At 37.5% G+C, this 18,647-nt stretch carries 15 protein-coding genes; 6 read left to right on the top strand and 9 right to left on the bottom strand.

The window, feature by feature from the left end; translation table 11 throughout:
• Nucleotides 1-105: 105 nt before the first annotated feature.
• A complete protein-coding gene (locus ACV3PA_RS16700) occupies nt 106-849 on the bottom strand; it encodes an HAD-IIB family hydrolase (protein WP_456126106.1) in 744 nt (247 codons plus the stop codon).
• A 484-nt stretch (nt 850-1,333) separates the two neighbouring features.
• Here ACV3PA_RS16700 and ACV3PA_RS16695 point away from each other — a divergent pair, with 484 nt between their 5' ends.
• Entirely contained in the window at nt 1,334-1,882 is a 549-nt protein-coding gene (locus ACV3PA_RS16695; protein ID WP_456126105.1) for a hypothetical protein, read from the top strand.
• A 276-nt stretch (nt 1,883-2,158) separates the two neighbouring features.
• Here ACV3PA_RS16695 and ACV3PA_RS16690 read toward each other — a convergent pair whose 3' ends face one another.
• A complete protein-coding gene (locus ACV3PA_RS16690; protein ID WP_456126104.1) occupies nt 2,159-3,028 on the bottom strand; it encodes a LysR family transcriptional regulator in 870 nt (289 codons plus the stop codon).
• A gap of 149 nt (nt 3,029-3,177) precedes the next feature.
• Between ACV3PA_RS16690 and ACV3PA_RS16685 the strand changes: the two genes are divergently transcribed.
• Nucleotides 3,178-4,311: an NADH-dependent flavin oxidoreductase gene (locus ACV3PA_RS16685; protein WP_456126103.1), complete on the top strand. Its 1,134-nt coding sequence runs from the start codon at nt 3,178-3,180 to the stop codon at nt 4,309-4,311.
• Nucleotides 4,312-4,769: 458 nt separating this feature from the next.
• Here ACV3PA_RS16685 and ACV3PA_RS16680 read toward each other — a convergent pair whose 3' ends face one another.
• Both ACV3PA_RS16680 and ACV3PA_RS16675 read right to left on the bottom strand, forming a co-directional pair.
• Nucleotides 4,770-5,522, bottom strand: coding sequence for a YfkD family protein (locus tag ACV3PA_RS16680; protein ID WP_456126102.1), 753 nt, complete (start codon nt 5,520-5,522; stop codon nt 4,770-4,772).
• 88 nt (nt 5,523-5,610) lie between these two features.
• Entirely contained in the window at nt 5,611-6,225 is a 615-nt protein-coding gene (locus ACV3PA_RS16675) for a hypothetical protein (protein ID WP_456126101.1), read from the bottom strand.
• Between the two features lie 813 nt (nt 6,226-7,038).
• On the opposite strand from ACV3PA_RS16675, the gene ACV3PA_RS16670 reads away from it, so the two are divergent.
• Nucleotides 7,039-7,359, top strand: a complete 321-nt coding sequence (locus tag ACV3PA_RS16670; protein WP_456126100.1) for a hypothetical protein — start codon at nt 7,039-7,041, stop codon at nt 7,357-7,359.
• 754 nt (nt 7,360-8,113) lie between these two features.
• Here the strand turns inward: ACV3PA_RS16670 and ACV3PA_RS16665 are convergent.
• The 4 genes from ACV3PA_RS16665 to ACV3PA_RS16650 form a co-directional block, all read right to left on the bottom strand.
• The gene (locus ACV3PA_RS16665) at nt 8,114-9,988 is read right to left on the bottom strand and encodes a diguanylate cyclase domain-containing protein (protein WP_456126099.1); all 1,875 of its coding nucleotides are present in this window, start codon (nt 9,986-9,988) and stop codon (nt 8,114-8,116) included.
• Nucleotides 9,989-10,165: 177 nt separating this feature from the next.
• On the bottom strand, nt 10,166-11,551 hold the full coding sequence (locus ACV3PA_RS16660) for a putative bifunctional diguanylate cyclase/phosphodiesterase (protein ID WP_456126098.1): 1,386 nt from the start codon (nt 11,549-11,551) through the stop codon (nt 10,166-10,168).
• Between the two features lie 1,510 nt (nt 11,552-13,061).
• Nucleotides 13,062-14,105 carry a Fic family protein gene (locus ACV3PA_RS16655; protein ID WP_456126097.1) on the bottom strand — a complete coding sequence of 348 codons (1,044 nt, stop codon included), beginning with the start codon at nt 14,103-14,105 and terminating at the stop codon, nt 13,062-13,064.
• A 280-nt stretch (nt 14,106-14,385) separates the two neighbouring features.
• Nucleotides 14,386-15,225 (bottom strand): helix-turn-helix transcriptional regulator, encoded by an 840-nt coding sequence (locus ACV3PA_RS16650; protein WP_456126096.1) that lies wholly within the window; start codon nt 15,223-15,225, stop codon nt 14,386-14,388.
• A 118-nt stretch (nt 15,226-15,343) separates the two neighbouring features.
• Between ACV3PA_RS16650 and fabF the strand changes: the two genes are divergently transcribed.
• The 3 genes from fabF to ACV3PA_RS16635 all read left to right on the top strand — a co-directional run bounded on the left by fabF (nt 15,344) and on the right by ACV3PA_RS16635 (nt 17,858).
• On the top strand, nt 15,344-16,582 hold the full coding sequence (gene fabF, locus ACV3PA_RS16645) for a beta-ketoacyl-ACP synthase II (protein WP_456126095.1): 1,239 nt from the start codon (nt 15,344-15,346) through the stop codon (nt 16,580-16,582).
• 260 nt (nt 16,583-16,842) lie between these two features.
• On the top strand, nt 16,843-17,451 hold the full coding sequence (locus ACV3PA_RS16640; RefSeq protein ID WP_456126094.1) for a hypothetical protein: 609 nt from the start codon (nt 16,843-16,845) through the stop codon (nt 17,449-17,451).
• The gene (locus ACV3PA_RS16635) at nt 17,448-17,858 is read left to right on the top strand and encodes a hypothetical protein (RefSeq protein ID WP_456126093.1); all 411 of its coding nucleotides are present in this window, start codon (nt 17,448-17,450) and stop codon (nt 17,856-17,858) included. Before ACV3PA_RS16640 ends, ACV3PA_RS16635 begins: the two co-directional genes overlap by 4 nt.
• 381 nt (nt 17,859-18,239) lie before the next feature.
• Here ACV3PA_RS16635 and ACV3PA_RS16630 read toward each other — a convergent pair whose 3' ends face one another.
• Nucleotides 18,240-18,575 (bottom strand): YolD-like family protein, encoded by a 336-nt coding sequence (locus ACV3PA_RS16630; RefSeq protein WP_456126092.1) that lies wholly within the window; start codon nt 18,573-18,575, stop codon nt 18,240-18,242.
• Nucleotides 18,576-18,647 lie beyond the last annotated feature (72 nt).

Here is an 18,647-nt window from a genome sequence, read left to right as displayed (position 1 = left end):
ATTCGTTCTCTCATGGATAAATTGAATCTTAAGAAGATGTTCAAAGTAGGATTGTCTGCATTTTATGTATACAATCCTATTTTTTTAAATTTTAATGATAGAAAATTAAGTAAGCAACTCGACTTTAGCAGTAAGTTCAGATGCATAATGGTGACTTAATTTACTGATTTGCTCTATTAGAAAAATCTCTAAGTCGGGAGTATACTTCACAACATCATCAGCATATAAGCGGAGCGATTTATGTGCACCAATCATGACGGCATATTGTGCGCCTTTAAACAGTTCAATGTCGTTGGCATCGTTCCCAAAAGCGATGTACCCTTCATGCTCGATTCCGAGTGTTTGTAAAGCGGAGCGTTTATTGATACTGGAAGGACTGATATCTAAAATTCCTTCAGACGTATAATGATGTATGGTGACATCAATCTGTTGGAGTAAATGTTCTAAGTCCTTTATAGATTTGGCATTTAACACGAGTATTTTAAACACGTGTTCATGAGTCTCAAAGGGTACATTTTGTGCTGTGTTGAAAGAATCGACATTTTTCAAAAAGGGATGATTTTGAGGACCGTTATACGTATAATTCCAGTCACCATCGATTAAGTATGTAGCTTTTTTCTTTTTCAGTAGCTTCATAATCTTTGAAAGGTCATGATGATTAAAAGGATTCGATTGAATGATTATTTGTTCCGATACCACCAAGGCTCCGTTCCCACCAATTAAAATATGATCATGAAATAAAGGATGAATGACGGACAACATATCACGGATGGGTCGTGCAGATGCAAAGATGACACGGTGTCCATCTTTTTCCACTGCGTTAAGTGCTTCTACGATTTGTTCAGACATCCGTTCTCCTTCGAAACAAATTGTGCCTTCTAAATCAAAAACAAAATTCACTAAAGCTACCCCCAGTACATTGTTTTCCTTAATTATAACAAATTTTTACAGTAATCACTTCGGAGGAATAAAATTTTATGATATGTGTAACATATGTTTGTTCATTTACGCACAATCTATTGAAACTGATGTACCGGTTATGATCTATTCTTACTCAAAATTATTAAAGCTTAGTTTTTTTACAAACGAATAGTGTGTTCATGAAGGGAGCTGTATTAAACCCATCTACAATATAGAGAGAAAGGAAGTATTAAAGAATCGTTTTAAACAGACTACTTTATGAATGAATTAATACTCAAGCGGTTAGTCAGATACATTTATTTGATGTTGCTTCGCAAATCCCTATTAAAAAATACTTTTAACGGTATATATGCTATAAATATTTATATGTATAACATACTATTCTTTTTAAAAAATTTAGGAGGTACAAATAGTGATACATAAGAGATTAATAATTGCTGTTTTAATGGGATGCGCTCTTCTTTCAGCTTGTAGCGATCAAGATAAATACCAGACTAAACCTGAACATGAAAAAATTGATCTAACTGTTGCTGTAGTGGGAGAGTTTCCTAAAGTAAGTGCCGGACCTGAAATCAAAAAAATAAAATTAAGTGATATAAAAGGTGACTTAAAACAGTACGATGCGGTTTTTATAGCGAAGAAGTATTTACAAGCTGCTTCAAAAAAGGAATATGCTGCAGTTTATAAAAAATCTGGAGTACCTTTTTTCTTCATAGGTAGCAAAAAATCATATGAACCATTTATTAACCCAAATATTTCATATAACGATGAAATTGAGACCGGTAGCAATAGTTACATCACTGGCATTTACTACAGTAAAGGTAAAGAAGAAAAGAATTGGGAGTATGGCGTACATAACCCAAAACCGAATCAACAAGAAAAAGAAAATATTTTTGAGGAAATTTATAAAACGAACCGTACGTTAGATCAACCGATTTCTGATGGGACGTTCAGCTCCTAAGATTTCTTTACTGTTATAAAGACTGTCGTCATGAGAAAAAAGACTATTCTCTTTTGACAACCTAAGCTTTAAACAATGGGAATAGTATAAGTAAAATCCTTTGCTTAAAACTCTCAGACATTTGAATATTACTTGTAAACTGGGTATTATTGTGGCTGAAACGAATGGATTAAAAAGAGACTGTATACATTTCGACGTCGAAATGTATACAGTCTCTTTTTAATGGATCTTCTTCTATTAAAATTCTTCATATAAAAACATGACTAAATGACAGCTTTAACTATTACTAAAATGTTCTTTCACGATCTTGACGAGTTCTTTAGCAAGTGGCGTCATTTTGTCTGAGGACTTAATAATTAATCCGAGATGTCTCACTACAGGAGGATGTAAGGGTAACAAATGAACATGAGTCTCTCGTTTAGAAACTGCCAAGTTTGGCATAATACTAATACCTAATTTTCCTTTCACCATAGACAGTACGGTTTCATTCTCCTTACTACTATAAGAGGTATGTAATGAAAGACCAGCTTTACGACATTCATCCTCGATAAGGACTTCACATCCAGATCGCAACATGATGAATGGTTCCTCTTCGAAATCAGCTATCGTAACAGCACTTTTTTCTGTAAAAGGATGTCCATCATATACGACAGCAGACAAGGGATCTTGCGTTAGTGGTATACTCTCGAAACCTTTAACTGGTAATGCTGTGAAACCGAAATCTACAGTACCTTCCTCCACCCACTTTTCAATATCATCGTAGCCACCCTCATATAACACCAATTCAACATTCTGGAACCGTTCTTTGAATATAGAAAACAGGATCGGTATAAATGCAGCAGTAAAGCTCGGAAAACTTCCGACAGTAATCTTTCCTAATTCTAGTCCTTGTAAAGAAGAAACTTTTTGCTCTATATGGGCTATATTTGCCACAATATTACGTATGTGTGGAATAATGTACTCCCCTGCAGTAGTTAACGATGTACCGCCTCGCCCTCGATTCAAAAGTGTTACTCCTAGTTCAGATTCTAGTGCTGTAATGTTATGACTTACTCCAGATTGTGTCAATCCAATCTTTTGACCTGCTTTCGTAAAACTACCACTTTCCACTACATTCAAAAGCACTTCCAATTGAAAGAAATTCAATATACTTCACTTCCTTTTCTGCATTATACATGAGAAATACAAATGAATAGTATAAAAAACATTCATTTTACTTATTTTATTTTTACAAATACACTAAAAACAGATAGATTAAATCAAAAAAATAAAAGAATTGGAGAGTGGATGTATTGATGAATCAGAAGTATGAAAAGATCCTTTCACCTTATACGCTTTCAAATGGAGTAACTTTGGCGAATCGAGTCGTTGTTGCACCGATGACCACTTATTCAGGAAATATAGATGGAAGTGTCTCTTCCGAAGAATTGGACTACTATAGCAGAAGAGCACAAGGACCAGCTATGTTTATTACCGCAGCTGCAACCATATCATCACTCGGAACTAGTTTTCCTCGTCAAATGAAAGCATATGGAGAACACAATGTACCAGGTCTTACGCAGTTGGCAAATAAAATAAAAGAAAAGGGAGCAAAAGCAATCCTTCAGCTTCATCACGGAGGAAGCGAAAGTCTCATCGGATACATAAGTGAAAGGCGAATGGTTAGCCCAAGTGGTATCGTGGCAAGACTTTACAATGATTCAACTGATGATTACGTTCCACGTGCGTTAGAACACGAAGAAATTCTGTCCACTATTCGAGATTTTGGACGAGCAACGGAGATAGCTATACGTGCAGGATTTGATGGAGTAGAAATTCATGGAGCCAACGGATATCTGATTCAACAATTTTTTTCAGGATATTCAAATCGACGAACAGATATGTGGGGAGGGACATTAGAAAAGCGGATGTCCTTTCCGTTAGCTGTTATTGAAGAAGTAAAGCGGGTCCGCAATCAATATGCGAATCATAATTTTATTATTGGATATCGCTTTTCACCAGAAGAACCGGAAGAGGATGGCTTGAATATGGAGGAAACGATCGCCTTTGTAGATCAATTGTCTAATCAAGGATTATCGTACTTACATCTTTCAGTCAAAAACGTTTGGTCGATGCCTCGAAGTGGTTCAAATCAATCAAAAACAAGATCAGAGATTTTTCGTGATGTGATTGCAGGTAGAACAAGTTTTCTGTCACTCGGTTCTATCCACACACCAGATGATGCTTTGGATGTATTAGAACAAGGAATCCCTTTGTTCGGATTAGGAAGAGAGTTATTAATGGAGCCTGATTGGGTTCGAAAACTAAAAGCAGGAAGAGAGGAAGAAATTCGTACGACCTTGTCACGCGATGATCAACAAATGCTCTCCATTCCGGATGAAATGTGGAAAAATATTCTTACGCGAGATGGATTACTTAAAAAATTATAACTATATATTGAGTTTTGTTGAGTAGGGAGGGCAAATGAACGTGAATATATCAATGCGGGGTTATATACTTGGTGCTACCGATGGAGCGAAGGCGATTGCGCTTGTTAAGATTTTATAAGAAAAACTCACTTCACGACGATATGAATTATCTGATTTATTTGGATTTGGAGATCGTAAAAAGTCAGTGTTTTGAAGAATTCTACTGATTAAGAGTTAGACTTTGAATTGTATACAAGAGATCATCAATCGGGTACTCACTGAAAGTGAAATGTATACATTTCGTTATAAAATGTATACAAAATTTTTATATTAAGATCTTATTGCTTAAAAAATAAGTGAAAAATAATTCAGGTTTTTCTTTATAAGTAATACAACAGCTCCCCATTTCAATTCCGAAATGAGGAGCTGTTGTATTACTTGGATATTAAAACTTTAAAAAAGGATAAAGTTTTAATATTTTATAGTGGAGAAACACGAGTTAATTCAATATTTGCATCATTTTTACTTACTGCTGTACCGCCAGTACTTTCGTAATAATAACCAACTAAAGTTCCGCTTCTAGTATATTTTTTATAGACTAGTCGACCTTTATCACGAACGCCCACTGCATAAGCAGTCAAATATGCAGTCGAGTTTTTAGGAACTGTAGTACTAATACCATAGGAAGTACCTTTAGACCATGATTTTTTTCTATCAACTGTAACGCCAAGAGAAGCTTGGATTTTTCCGAAAAAGCTATTCTTAATTTCAGCAGATCCGCTAATAGCTACTGAAACATCCCACTGTGTAGTTGTGGAAGATTGTTGAGTATATGTAAATTTAGCAGAAGCTTTACTAGTATTTTTTACTCGGACTGTTCCGGCGCTTTTAAATTTCCAATTTTTCTTAGGGCTTCCAACAGAGTAATATTGAAAATCATACGTGTAGCCATCAGATGGAACAGACATTACAGATATTCCTGCATGAGAATTATCAGCACGTTCACTTAGAGGTGTAACTTCTTTAACTTGGCCATCTAAATCAACTTCCCAAGCCTCGGTTTCAGGAATATCAAATTGATTTTCTTCTACTGTTTTTTCTACCTCGTTTAGTACTTCAACAGGAATGTTGTCTGTTTCATTTTCTGCTGCAAAGCTTGTTTCTGGAAAAGCCAGCAACGGACCTATTAAAGATAATGTTAAAACTCCGGATACTAAACCACGTTTATTCATAATTACATCCTAAATTACCCTTTATTATGGAACAAAATAACTATAAAACATAAAAATAGTTTTTTTAGTAATTTAATTATTTTTTTTATTAATTAATAGTTTTAAGCTCGTTAATTACCATTTTTGTAGCGGATTTTGTTGTGTTATAATTTACTTTATCGGAGTTGTTCTGTTGAATCGAAATAACTATATTTTTATAACTTAAGAGAATTAGATCAGATTTATTTGCAAGTTTTTGATTAATATTGTCATAGCCAGAAGGAACTTGATATTGAAGCATATCTTCACCTACGTAATTCTTTGTATACGCAAAACTTATTGATAGAAGAGTAGTTTGATCTTTATCTTCGAAATATAGTGTTTCTTGTGTTGATTTTGGTGCAAGATCATCTTTTGTTCCATTAATAGTTAGCCAATTTCTTTTATTAAAGCTCAGTTCTTTATCGATTATTGTTACATCTGGACCTAAAGTACTCTCTTTTAACTGGAAATTCTTTATTTTTAGTTTATCGTTCATATGCTTAAATAGATTTTCAAATTTTTGATAGCTCATAATATTTGCCTGAGTCGGATTTGATTTCTGACTAGAATGGTTGACTTTTGAAATTGCTACTTTAGATTTATTCTCTACCGCGTTGTCAGTACATCCGGCAATTAAAAATGTACTGGATAATAAAATTAGATATTTTCTTTTAATCTTCATTAAAATTCCTCCTATATATGTATTTAAATGGTTATAAAATACTAAAAATTGGATTTCAATTTTCTTCAAAGCAATGTTTTTTGTAAAAAAATGAATGTAATTTACTTTTATTATCTTTAACATTATCATAAACTTCTTTTTTGAACTGAAAAAACAAAAGAAAAACTCTATTAAAGTTTATTTTTTATATTCGGAATTAACTTTATTACGTAAATGGCCAGAAAGCCGTGGTATTTTCTATTTTTAAAGTACGGGCGCATAAGGAATAAATTTATTACAAATTTAAAGGTAACAAAGCTTCTGTATTAGATGAATAAAGATTTATGAGTATTCGTTTGAACTAAATGTTTTCTTTTAATTTTTTATAGTTATGTATACTGCAAATGAGCTTTGGGGCTCATGTATGAGACTGTAGACTTCATGTAGCGACTTCCTAATTGAACCTGCTCTCCTGCAAAAACGTTATTAAGAGCGACGATTCTTTTTCACGAGGCATTTCTATGTTTTTGTTCTTTACTACGGAGGGCTTAGAGCACTAAATAGAATGTATATAAATTTTTTAAGTATTTGAGATGCGTTTAAAAAATATAAAGTTATGACAATATCTATTGCTATAGAAAAGAGTTATATACATGATCGGTAAATTCAAATTGGTAGTATCTAAAAACAATAGGTAACTCAGCAAATGTAAATCCCTGTTTTTTTGTTTTATCTAAAATAAACTGAAATAGAGACATTATGAGGATGGAAAGAATCGTTTAAAAGATTTTTAATCAGTCTATGATAGAGGAAAGTTAAAGGGAGGAAATGATAATGGGAATGCGGATACTTGATATTCCAACTACTTCTATATCTGATGTGAAACGGTCACCGATGGAGGCGTTCCAAAGAGCAGATCGTGAAGCAGCCGGCGTATATGTCTTTAACCGTGAAAAAGTTGCGGGTGTCATGTTGACGCAACAGCAATACGAATCACTCAATAAAGAAATTGAAGAATTGTACAGTCGATTAGATGATTTGACGGTTAAGATACGGCTATCTAATAAAAATGTCCGCACCTATACCGATTCAGAAGTCCGTGGAGAACGAGAAACTCACCCTGCGACTATTGATGAAATGGATGGGTGGGAGTGATCATTGCATCAAATTGAGTGGACGCAGTATTCGAAAGAAGATTACGATAACCTCGATGGTAGTCAAAAGATATTCGTAGACAAAGCATTGAACCGCATTATTTCTCTAGGGATGGCGGCAGGACAGCCACTCAGTGGAAACTTATCGAATGTAATAAGTTAAAAAATAGAAAAATGGGATTACGTGTTGTTTTTAGAGAAATCGACGGTAAACTCCAGATCATTCAGATTGTAGCGATGGGTAAACGAGATAAAGATGAAATGTATAAAACGGCTGAACAACGTTTGGACTGATGATTGTGAAAAAGATCAACATACGATTACTTCTTAAAGTAGCTATTTGTTGATCTTTTTGTCGTACGTACTGTAATCAGAAGTGGGTTATTTAGGTATTCCTAAGCATTGAAATGCCCGTAATGGATTCATCCACTACGGGTAAAAAGGTGTATCTATTCATTTCTCGATAGGATTGTATCTTTCATGATATAGCGGTGAGAAAAGGTGTGGACAGTAATTTATAGATTTAGTTATATAATCTAGGTGTTTTGACTGTCTCTTTTTACGTTAGTAAAAACAATGATCGACTTATCAGACTTATGTGAAAGGTAAGAAGCTGAACGCAATGGTCTCCTCGACGCACGTCACTAGCTCTAAACTGATCGCGAGAGTGGACACTCACGTGAAGGAGTAACGATTATTTTCTGTTCTTTGCGACAGAGAGAGAACCATTGTGAAAAAAATTTAACTAAAATAGGTCATATGGGCATATGTTGTAGATCGTTATAAAACACATAGCTACCAGATTTAATATTTTTTGCTTGATACATCGCAAGATCCGCATGTTTTAACATCTCCAGCATGTTTGAGGCATCAGTCGGATAGCATGAGATACCGATGCTTGGTGGACAAGAAATCGTGTAATGATCAATCTGATAAGGTGTCTGTAGCGTTTTTAGCAACTGATCTGCTACGAGGTGGAGTTGTTCGTAGGACCTAACATTTCTCAGAAGTAATGTGAATTCATCGCCTCCTTGGCGTGCCATCATGTCGAATCGATCTTCAAACAATGTTAAACGTGTGGCGACAGCTTGGAGTAATTCATCGCCAACATCGTGTCCAAACGTATCATTGACCGTTTTAAACTGATTTAAATCCATAAAGAACAGAGCGACATGCGATGCGTTCCTTTCAATCAGTAAAGAAAGACGCTCTTCAAAGGCAAAACGATTGAATAATCCGGTGAGCGTATCATGGTAGGCGAGAAAATGAATTTGTTGTTCATTCTGTCGAACCGCAGTGACATCTTTCCCGATACCGAAAATACCAACCAACTCATTTTGGACAATGATGGGGACGTTCGTAATATTCATGTACATGTTAGAACCCTTTGCACTCTCAACGACCGTCTCATAGTTACGTGGCATACCTTTGAAGACCTCTTGTAATTCTTTTGTGACAGGTGTCCGGTAGGAGTCTTTGACATACCGTAAACTACTTTGTCCCATCAGCTCAGTTTTAGATACACCAAGTAAGTCACTACAGGCAGTATTCACACTATCGAATCGACCTTTGAGATCGGTTGAATAGACAGGGTCCGGATGATATTCAAATAAGGACTTATACCGTTCCTCGCTCAGCTCAAGCGTCTGGGCCTGGTCATAGTAACGTCGGAGTAATTTTTGATTCTCTAAAATAATTAGAATTTGTCGCATGATGACTAACAGAATGGATAGCCCTGAACCGATTGTCACGATATCGAAGTTACGAGAGTGAAAGCCCATAAAAACGAATAGAATTAACACACCGCTATAAGGCGTAAGCATCTGGAATATCGTTAATTTTTCGAAATGACTCGATGACTCTTCAGTTTTGTTTTCTGGCTGCTGTTGTAAAGCGGCAAACCCTAAAATAATCATAACCATAATGAACAACGGATCAATCCAGCTACCAGAGAGGTATAAACTTTGGGCAATCAAGTATAGATAGACTGAGTCGGCAATCGCTTGTATTGTCACAGCTAGGATAATCAGATACGTGGACAGAGTCTTATCTTTTCTCGAGGGGGAGAAAAATAAGAAAGCGGCAGCGACTAACATTCCTACATCTCCTAGTGGATAGATGAGGGAAACGATTAATGCGTTGAACGAGACGGCACTTGTGTTCAGAATAGGTTCGATTAAAAAGTGCCAAGAAAATGTACTCGCAACCACTAAAATGATCAGAACATCAAATAAAAAGGAGATACGCTCTTGAACAGCTGCGTTCTGTAAAATTCGATGAATCAGTGCATAGAGTAGAAATAAAGCTTGTAAAATATAAAAGACGTCTGGCCATCCGGGGAAGCCTACTTCTGTCTGTAAGATGCTTTCTTCAAAAACCCAAATCAACTCAGCGATTAGATAAAAAAAGGTACCGATACTGATGAGTAACCAAAACTTACGATGGCTTATGTCTACCTGTTTAATGGCTGTTCTCAGATAGAGAAGTGCGATACTCAGTCCAACAATCGAAAAAAGACTACCACCTAAAGATTGAAGAGTAGATGAGTGAGGAAAGGTGAAAATCCATCCGTAATAGCTCCATGCATAAAGAAGTATGATCAGGATAAAATTTTTTGGTCGTTTAAACATACGATTCTATGCTCCTTTTTTCTATTCATTACGTATATTTCGAGCTCTTTTCTAGTAAGATTTTTTTTTGCAAAAAGATTTATTAAACTTGGATGTAGGTCTGTAATGACGCAAGAAATACGTGTAAAGTGCATGCTTTAGATGGTTAAATAAATCATCTAAAGCACGCACTTCAAGTTAGATAGGTATGATTTCTGCGCTGTCTTTTGTGCGAAGAAACGCAATGAATGAATCGAAATCGATTGGACGAGAAAATAGATAGCCTTGACCAATTGTGCAGCCATAGGCTTCAAGAATTTCTTTCTGTTCCATCGTCTCAACACCTTCTGCGACAATCGTCAGATCGAGATTCAATCCGAGCTCGATGATCGTCTTTACCATTGGAGAATTCGTATTGATCATCAGGCGATCAATGAACGATTTATCAATCTTTAACGTATCGATTGGTAATTGTTCGAGTACGTTCAAGGAAGAATATCCTGTTCCAAAATCATCGATGGATGTCTTGATATTTGAGTTTTTCAAGCATTGCAAAATCGAGACGCTCTCTTTAATGTTCTGAACAATACTCTCTGTGATTTCAAGCTCTAGCCATTGTGGATCAAGGCGTGTCTTTTGAAGGATATCAGTGACTCGTTTGCAGAAATCAGAGGTTTGAAATTGAAGTGCCGAGACATTTACAGATAGAAGTAATGGCTCAAATCCGAGAAGCTGAAGTTGCTTACTTTGTTCGGTTGCAGTATGGAGAACCCATTCACCGATCTCATTAATGAGACCAGATTCTTCAGCGACTGGAATGAATTCCGCTGGAGAAATCCATCCGAATTTCGGATGATGCCATCGAAGTAGTGCTTCCATACCGATGACTTTCCCGGAACAAAGATTCACTTTCGGTTGATAGTAGACACTTAATTGTTGCTCACGGATGGCATGTCGTAAGTGCGATTCAATTTCGAGTTTACGTACTAGATTGGACTGAAGTTCCGTCTCATAGAAAACGAATGTATGATTTCCAAATTTTTTGGCTTGATAGAGCGCTTCAGCTGCGTGAGATTGTACTTCTTCTACGGTCTGACTCTGATCAGGAAAAGTACTAATGCCACTATAGGCAAAGATGTTCAATTCTAAATCATCTAATGTAATCGGTGCTGTGAGATGCGCAAAGATCCGTTCGTTCGCTCGAACGATATTCGATTTTTCTATATTTGGAAGTACAATCATGAATTCATCTTCACTAAAACGATAGACTTTTAAATTCATGTTTTCTAAATTACTAAGGCGAAGGGAAACTTCCTTGATGATTTGTTCACCGACAAGATATCCGAAAATATCGGTAAACATCCGAACTCGTTTTACTTGGAGCAATATGAAAGCGAGCGGTACCTGAGCGTCGTTCAGTCGGATATTCGTTTCTCGTATAAAGGATGCGCGATTACCTAAGCCTGTCAATGGATCGATATAAGCGGTCTGCTTCAATTCGAACAACAATTTGTTATTTTTTATGACGGTGAATGTCTGTCTAATGATGACGAGTAAGAAAATAATGAGCCACCCTGTACTCAAAGCATTTAACATCCAGTTATAACTCTGCATCACTAGAATGGAAAGAACCAAGATACTTGCGTAAGGGAAAATAAGTCCATTTCTCACTGTAGCCTCAAGAGAGGATTGGCTCATTACTCTTTCCGGAGTGGTTTTCGCTTCATAATAATGAGCGGTGCATCCAATGAATAGCAAGGCAATCGTCCAAACAAAATCAACTATGCCTCCTGGTACATAGCTATCATTAATTGTCATCTGTGCAAAAATACTATCTCCGATGATTTGTAGAAATAGACCAATGATTAGATAGATCAAGAATTCATTTTGCTTTTGGACTCGAATTAGATAATAGAGTGTAATGATAAAAAATAGGATACCTATATCTGCAATCTGAAAAAGGAATGTGAAAGCTATACTTAATAATGCGTGTTGATTGATTTGAAATAACGGATAAAGCAAATAATGATAACTGATCGAAACCGAAGCCACCATAAAAATAGTTGTATTGAAGAAAAAAGTAGCATTTAAAAATTTTTTAAAATGCTTCATCAATTGATTTATTAAAGCAATAAAATAAAAAAGGTAAGAGAACATCCAGATAAAATAGGAAACTTCTGAAGTAGATACGGCTTGTTGTGCACCAAGTAAAACAATCCATACGAACGTACCTAGTACAGAAAAACTTGTTCCTAGACCTAAAAACATCCAAAAAAGCCTTAAAGAGTCTGATCTTTGATACCTTTTTAAAATCCAATATGTACTTAAAAGACCGATCGAAGCTTGGAGCATATTTAATAGAATTAATTGTACCCATTCAGATCCTTCGAAAAAATGGTTCCCATACCAAAATAATAAACCAATTCCGATGGACAGAAGGAAGGGATAACTTTTAATGGTAAGCAAAGCTTGATCCTCTCCTTGATTTAAATAGTTTTCAAATAAGTATCGGATATATTGGATTTATATTTAACCTTTATTATCATTCTATTTATATCAGTTTAACGATTAATTCATTATCCTACTAAACCGCCATAATCGTTGTTCATCATATGCAAGTTTTTCTCCATGAATAAAATCGGGAATCATTACGCTATTTGAAGATAGCATCTGTATCGCGAAACGCTTCATCCATGTTTTCCTGCTCAATATGAAGAATCGAGTCATCGCTGTCCATCGGCACACGTCGGAAGCATCAACTCACCCCTCGAGAAATCTTAAAATCCACAATCTTCATTAATGCGATGTCGCTCATCGTCCAGTCATCAGCATCCGAGCGGTAACCCGTATCCATCATGTGGGAAATCGATATGAAAGGAACGCTCATCTAAGTCGGGCGTATCGTTTGGATTTAACTCCTCGGCAAATCGTCGTTGGTGTAGAAGAATATGTCAGCCTGAAAGTGCAAGAGCTGCGAAGGAATCCACATTATGACTTAAATATGGGATTCCTTCTATTCAAGTTAATTGGTGTTAAAACCTTCTGATACGATCAGTTCTTTATTCTTCACGAGTATCCTAGATACTCTGTGGTGTTATTGCTTTATCCATTTCGCACCCCGTCCAAGTCCGGATAGAGCGATGACACCTTCATCTCGTAAATCACGCAACACGCGATTGATGGTTGCCTCACTGACATCGGGACAAGCATTTCGGATGTCTGATTTCGTGAACGGTGTGATTCGCCCTTCGACAAAGCGACGAATCCGATTGTTCTTGTTTTGACTACCCGCGGAAACTAATCCAACGCGATCTTCGAGTTCTTTGTAGGCAGCGAGGATCGTACTCAGCAAGTAGTTGATCCAAGGGAATGGATTCTGTTGGTTCTGGTGCCAACGCACGGAGGAGAGACGAAGTGACTCATAATAATCTTCCTTCCGTGATTCGACGATCTTCTCGAGACTGATGTAGCGTCCGACTTCGAAGCCGTACTGATAGAGCAGCAAGAGCGTCAACAGTCGTGCCATCCGACCATTCCCGTCGTTGAACGGATGAATCGATAGGAAATCGAGGACGAATAGGCTCGTCAGGATGAGTGGATCGACGTCCTCTTGTTGCCTGCGCTCACGAAGGCTGTCGCATAACGCCTGCATCGCTGCCGGGGTCTCAAACGCAGGGACAGGGGTGAAGCGCGTCCGGCGCGTGCCATCCGGGAACGTCTCACTAATCTCGTTGTCGACGTTTTTCCACCGCCCACCTTCGACGGGAACGAACTTATAGAGTTCCTTGTGTAGTTGCAACAAAATATTCGCATTAACCGGGATGTCCTCGGCTGAAGCGTGGATCAGGTTGAGGACGTCGCGGTAACCAGCAATCTCTGCCTCTGAACGATCGGCAGGGTCAGCTGAATTCGACATAATGGTTTGGAGACGACTTTCCGTGACGATGATACCTTCGATCGCATTCGAGGCTTTCGTCGACTGGATGACGGCGACATCGCGTAAGGTGTTGAGGAATTGAGGCGCTTGCTGTTTATAGAGATCCTGCTTGCCCTTATACTCATTGATCCGTCCAATCAAGCGGACGGTCTCCATCGGCAGGGCGAGGTCTTTGAGATAGGTATATGTATAGTCGCGCATGTGTCGACCTCCCTTCACGAAATAGATCATATAAAGTTAAACATACTCATTTTCATAGTGTTTGACTATGTTTAAACTCATTATAACGTATCTAAAGTCATTCATACACGCATAAACATAGTCAAATCATCGTATTTTGACTATGTTTATTTGTTTTTGACCACGATTTCTTTTTTTAACCGAAAGTCGGACGATCCTGACTGATTTAAAAACAATCCTGGCCTTGAAAGCGTCTCGACGATCGTTCTCAAGCTTTCAGTAGTTTTCAATTCCTTCGAATTCACTGAGCTGAAATCAATCGTTTTAGTTTTTCTTCTGTACCGGATTCCTCAACAGGTGTATAGATGCTACATCGCAAGTCGTCTTCTCCCTGTACTTGGAGGGAAGTCAGGTCGAATAGCATCTTACCGACTTTTCCATGTCGGAACTCAATCAGGATTTCCGGAGCCTTACTGACCTGACTATCCATCCATAGCGACTTGAATTCGGGATACGTATCACTCATCTCCTGGATGAAGAACGTATACCATTCATCACCAGAGTATTGACCGTAGTATGCACGAAAAATGGACAAGAACCCTTTGGCGAAATGTTCCCAGTTCCCGGCAAGTACTTTGAATTCTTTCTGTGAGAACAAGAGGCGGATGAGGTTACGCTGTGACTCTGGAATGGTCGCGAAATCTACGAACACATGAGCCGCTGCCGGATTCCAGCCGACAATATGACAGTAACGATCCGTGACGATCGTCGGACACGTCGTCAAAGCAGACAGAATTTTTTCAAGTGACGGACTGATGGTCGTAGGGGAAGCTTGGATTTTCCTACTGACGATTTGCGTCCCTAATGCTAAATCGTACAAATATTCGTGTTCATCCCTTTTCAGACATAACGCCTCGGCGATACAGTCTAGGACGCTTCTAGATACCTTAATATCCCGTCCTTGTTCTAGCCAGGTGTACCATGTCGTGCTGACGCCTACTAATTGAGCGACTTCCTCTCTTCTCAAGCCAGGCGTTCTTCTTCTTGATCCAGACGGCAGCCCCACTGATTCCGGTTTGAGCTGTGCTCTTTTCGTTTTCAAAAAATAGGATAGTGCTTCTAATCGATTCGAGTCATCCATATGTTCTCCTCCTGACTTCTCTCCATCCAAGTATCAAATATAATAGGATAAATGAACACTTGTAATAGGATATATGACACGTATGATTATCTCATACTATTACGAGGAGTGAAGAAGCATGGAGCGCGTAGTGATTACAGGAATGGGTGTCGTCTCACCAATCGGAAACGATGTGGAGTCCTTTTGGAATAATATGATTGCTGGAAATTCAGGCATCACGGAAATCAACACGTTTGATACGACTGATTTCAAAGTAAAGATTGCAGGTAGTATAAAAAACTTTGATGCGGAAAAGGCGATTGGTAAAAAAGCCGCTCGTAACCTGGACCGCTTCGTCCAGTTTGCATTAGCGGCTGCCGATCAAGCCTGGAACGATTCTAAACTAGGAGAATCTGATCTGGATCGGGAAAGACTTGCTGTATACGTGGGGTCAGGTGTAGGGGGCATTGAAACGTTGATTGACGGTGTTCATGCTTTACACCAAAAAGGTCCGAGAAGGGTCAGCCCGAGTCTCGTACCTTCCATGATGTCTAACGCAGCAGCTGCTCAAATTAGCATCAAGTGGCAAGCGATGGGACCTTCCATGTCACCTGTATCCGCATGTGCGATCGGAAACACGGCTATCGGTGAAGCATATCGACTTATTCGAATGGGAGAGGCTGATGCTGCATTCGCTGGTGGGACGGAGGCGGGCATCACAGAATTATCCATAGCAAGCTTCGGTAATGCGACGGCATTGTCTACAAGAAACGAGTCACCTGCTGAAGCGAGTCGTCCTTTTGACGCGACACGCGACGGTTTCGTGATGTCAGAGGGGGCAGGCATCTTGATCCTAGAATCGTTATCACATGCGAAGCAACGAGGTGCGTCCATCTATGCGGAAGTCGTCGGATACGGAGCAAGTTCAGATGCCTATCATATAGTGGCGACCCATCCAGAGGGTCAGGGAGCCTACCTTGCCATGAAGCGTGCTGTTCAACAGGCAGGGATTGAGACGCATGACATCGATGTGATCAGTGCCCATGCGACGAGTACGATCGTCGGCGATCAGTCCGAGACACGTGCGATTAGAAAATTGTTTGAGGAACATGCAAACAAACTCCCTGTGACGGCGAACAAATCAATGCTGGGTCACATGCTCGGTGCTGCCGGTGGAGCGGAAGCGATCGCGCTTGCGAAATGTTTACAGGAAGGAATCATTCCACCGACGATCAATCTTGAAATCGAGGATCCTATGTGTGACCTGGATTATGTGGCAGAAGGGGCACGTTCGATGGAGATGCAGTACGGACTATCCAATTCTTTTGGATTCGGTGGTCATAACGCCGCTATCGTCTTGAAAAAATATATGGATTAAACATCAGAGTTCGGGTTCGGACAAGAGAACTCCATATGTAAGTACTCACTAAAAATGGATTGTAAACATTTCGACGTCGAAATGTTTACAATCTTTTTGTGTATACAAATCTTAATAAATATTAGCGATTCGGGAATCTTCACCCCTGCTGTATCATCATTCATCCAACGATTCTTTCTTTAATAATATTTATAACTATCATTTCAATTACCCTAAATATTTATAATCATAGATTTGATGAGGTTGGGGATATTGGGGCTTTGATTATTGGCACTGTGTACTTAATTAGACTGTCTTTAAGTTCATTGATTTTCCCTACTTCTCAAGTAATAGAATATTTAAAGAAAAATAATATAGATACTACTATAAATAACAATTATTTTAATTTGGAAAAGATTTTACTTATAAGAAGTATCTTTGCTTTATTTTTTAATACCATAATGGCATTATCCTTTGTTATTTTATTAGATATATTTAATTCAGATCTACTAAATGAGAGCTTCAAGAATTATTTTATGATATTTTTAATTGGTTTTATAGGTGCTATTGGAATTGTAGGACTAGGATTGGTTATTTTAAGCTTAGTATGGAAGTTGTCAATCAACATGCCCGTGGTATTATTAAGTCAAATACTTTTAATTCTTTTGATATTTTCTACACCAATAAATAGTTCGTTTATTCCTTTTTCAGATACTAAGATTTTTATAATAAATATTTTTAATGGATATGATCCGAGTATAAAATTATTTCTTGAATATTTAGTGAAAATTTTAACGAATTCTGTTTTTTATTTACTTTTAGGATATTACACGTTGAAATTTACTAGGGTTAAGATTACATCTAAAAAAATTAAGGAGTGGGAAGAATGAATGTTTTAAGAGAGTTTAAATCGCAAAATCTTGAAATCTGGAAAATTGAAGATTTAAATGAAAATGTTGCTTTTTTAGTAATAATTGATGAAATGAGAGAAAGTAAATTATCTGATTACCCATGGCTACCTCAAAATGATAGTGATCATTTTGAAGCTCGTTCTAATTTTATTAATGTTAAGTATATTTCGACTTCAATAGGAATTAAAGAGAGTGATATAGAAGAAATAAGAGAGTTAGTAGAAAACTTATTGAATCATATCGCTCAAGCTTACTGTGATTGGACACTTGACCTAATAGAGGTTGACACTACTACTTTATCTTTAGAAGATTATGTTAACAATACATTCCAACTTAAAAATTATAACGATAAATCTTACCGTTTTCTCAGTCAAGATAATAAGTAACTGATCGGTAATTTATCAGATTGTAAACAACCCCTCAATTCGAAATGAGGGGTTGTTGTATGTATCGACATCACGTAAGGTATTGAGGATTTGAGGCGCTTACTGTTTATAGAGATCTTTATATCTGTTGATCCGTCCGATCAAGCGGACAGTTTCCATCGGTAGGCCAAGGTCTTTGAGATAGGTATATGTATAGTCGCGCATTCATCGCACTCCTTTCACAAAATAGATCAGGTTAGACTAAATATACTCATTTTTATGCCAGATGACCATGTTTATCCTGATTATAACGTATTTAAAAGCGTTCAAACATAGATAAACATAGTCGAATTACAATATTTTGACTATGTTTATCTATTTACTGAGCATGATTACTTTTCTTCAATTCGAGAGTCGAACATCTATTATTTGTTTGAACGGGACAATCTCAACATGGAAATTTCTTTTGACGAGATGGACTTCCTCTTGCACATAGTCGAGCTTCTCGACGAAGACATCGAAGTGATGCGTAAATGGACCGTTCATTGCAGTCACTGTGACGATGTCTCCGATAAAGATAGCATCGTTCAACGCGTTCTCAATCGTCCTATCGATCGGTCCTTCTGTATCTTCGAACTTGAAATGATGGATCTCATAGTAATAGCGTTTCAGTAATCCTTTATGTTCGGGCATCAGAAACGGAATCCATTTCTTATTTCCCCAATCTTCATAACGCATCTAAATCACTCCTTTACATAATAAGAACATTTATTCTTATTATGTTTCTTGTTTCTTTCGTTTTCAATTCGC

The organism is Exiguobacterium sp. EA-TM-5 (genome assembly GCF_053878415.1).
The sequence above is the reverse complement of the archived record's forward strand: the minus strand, read 5'-3'. Positions and strand labels throughout refer to the sequence as shown.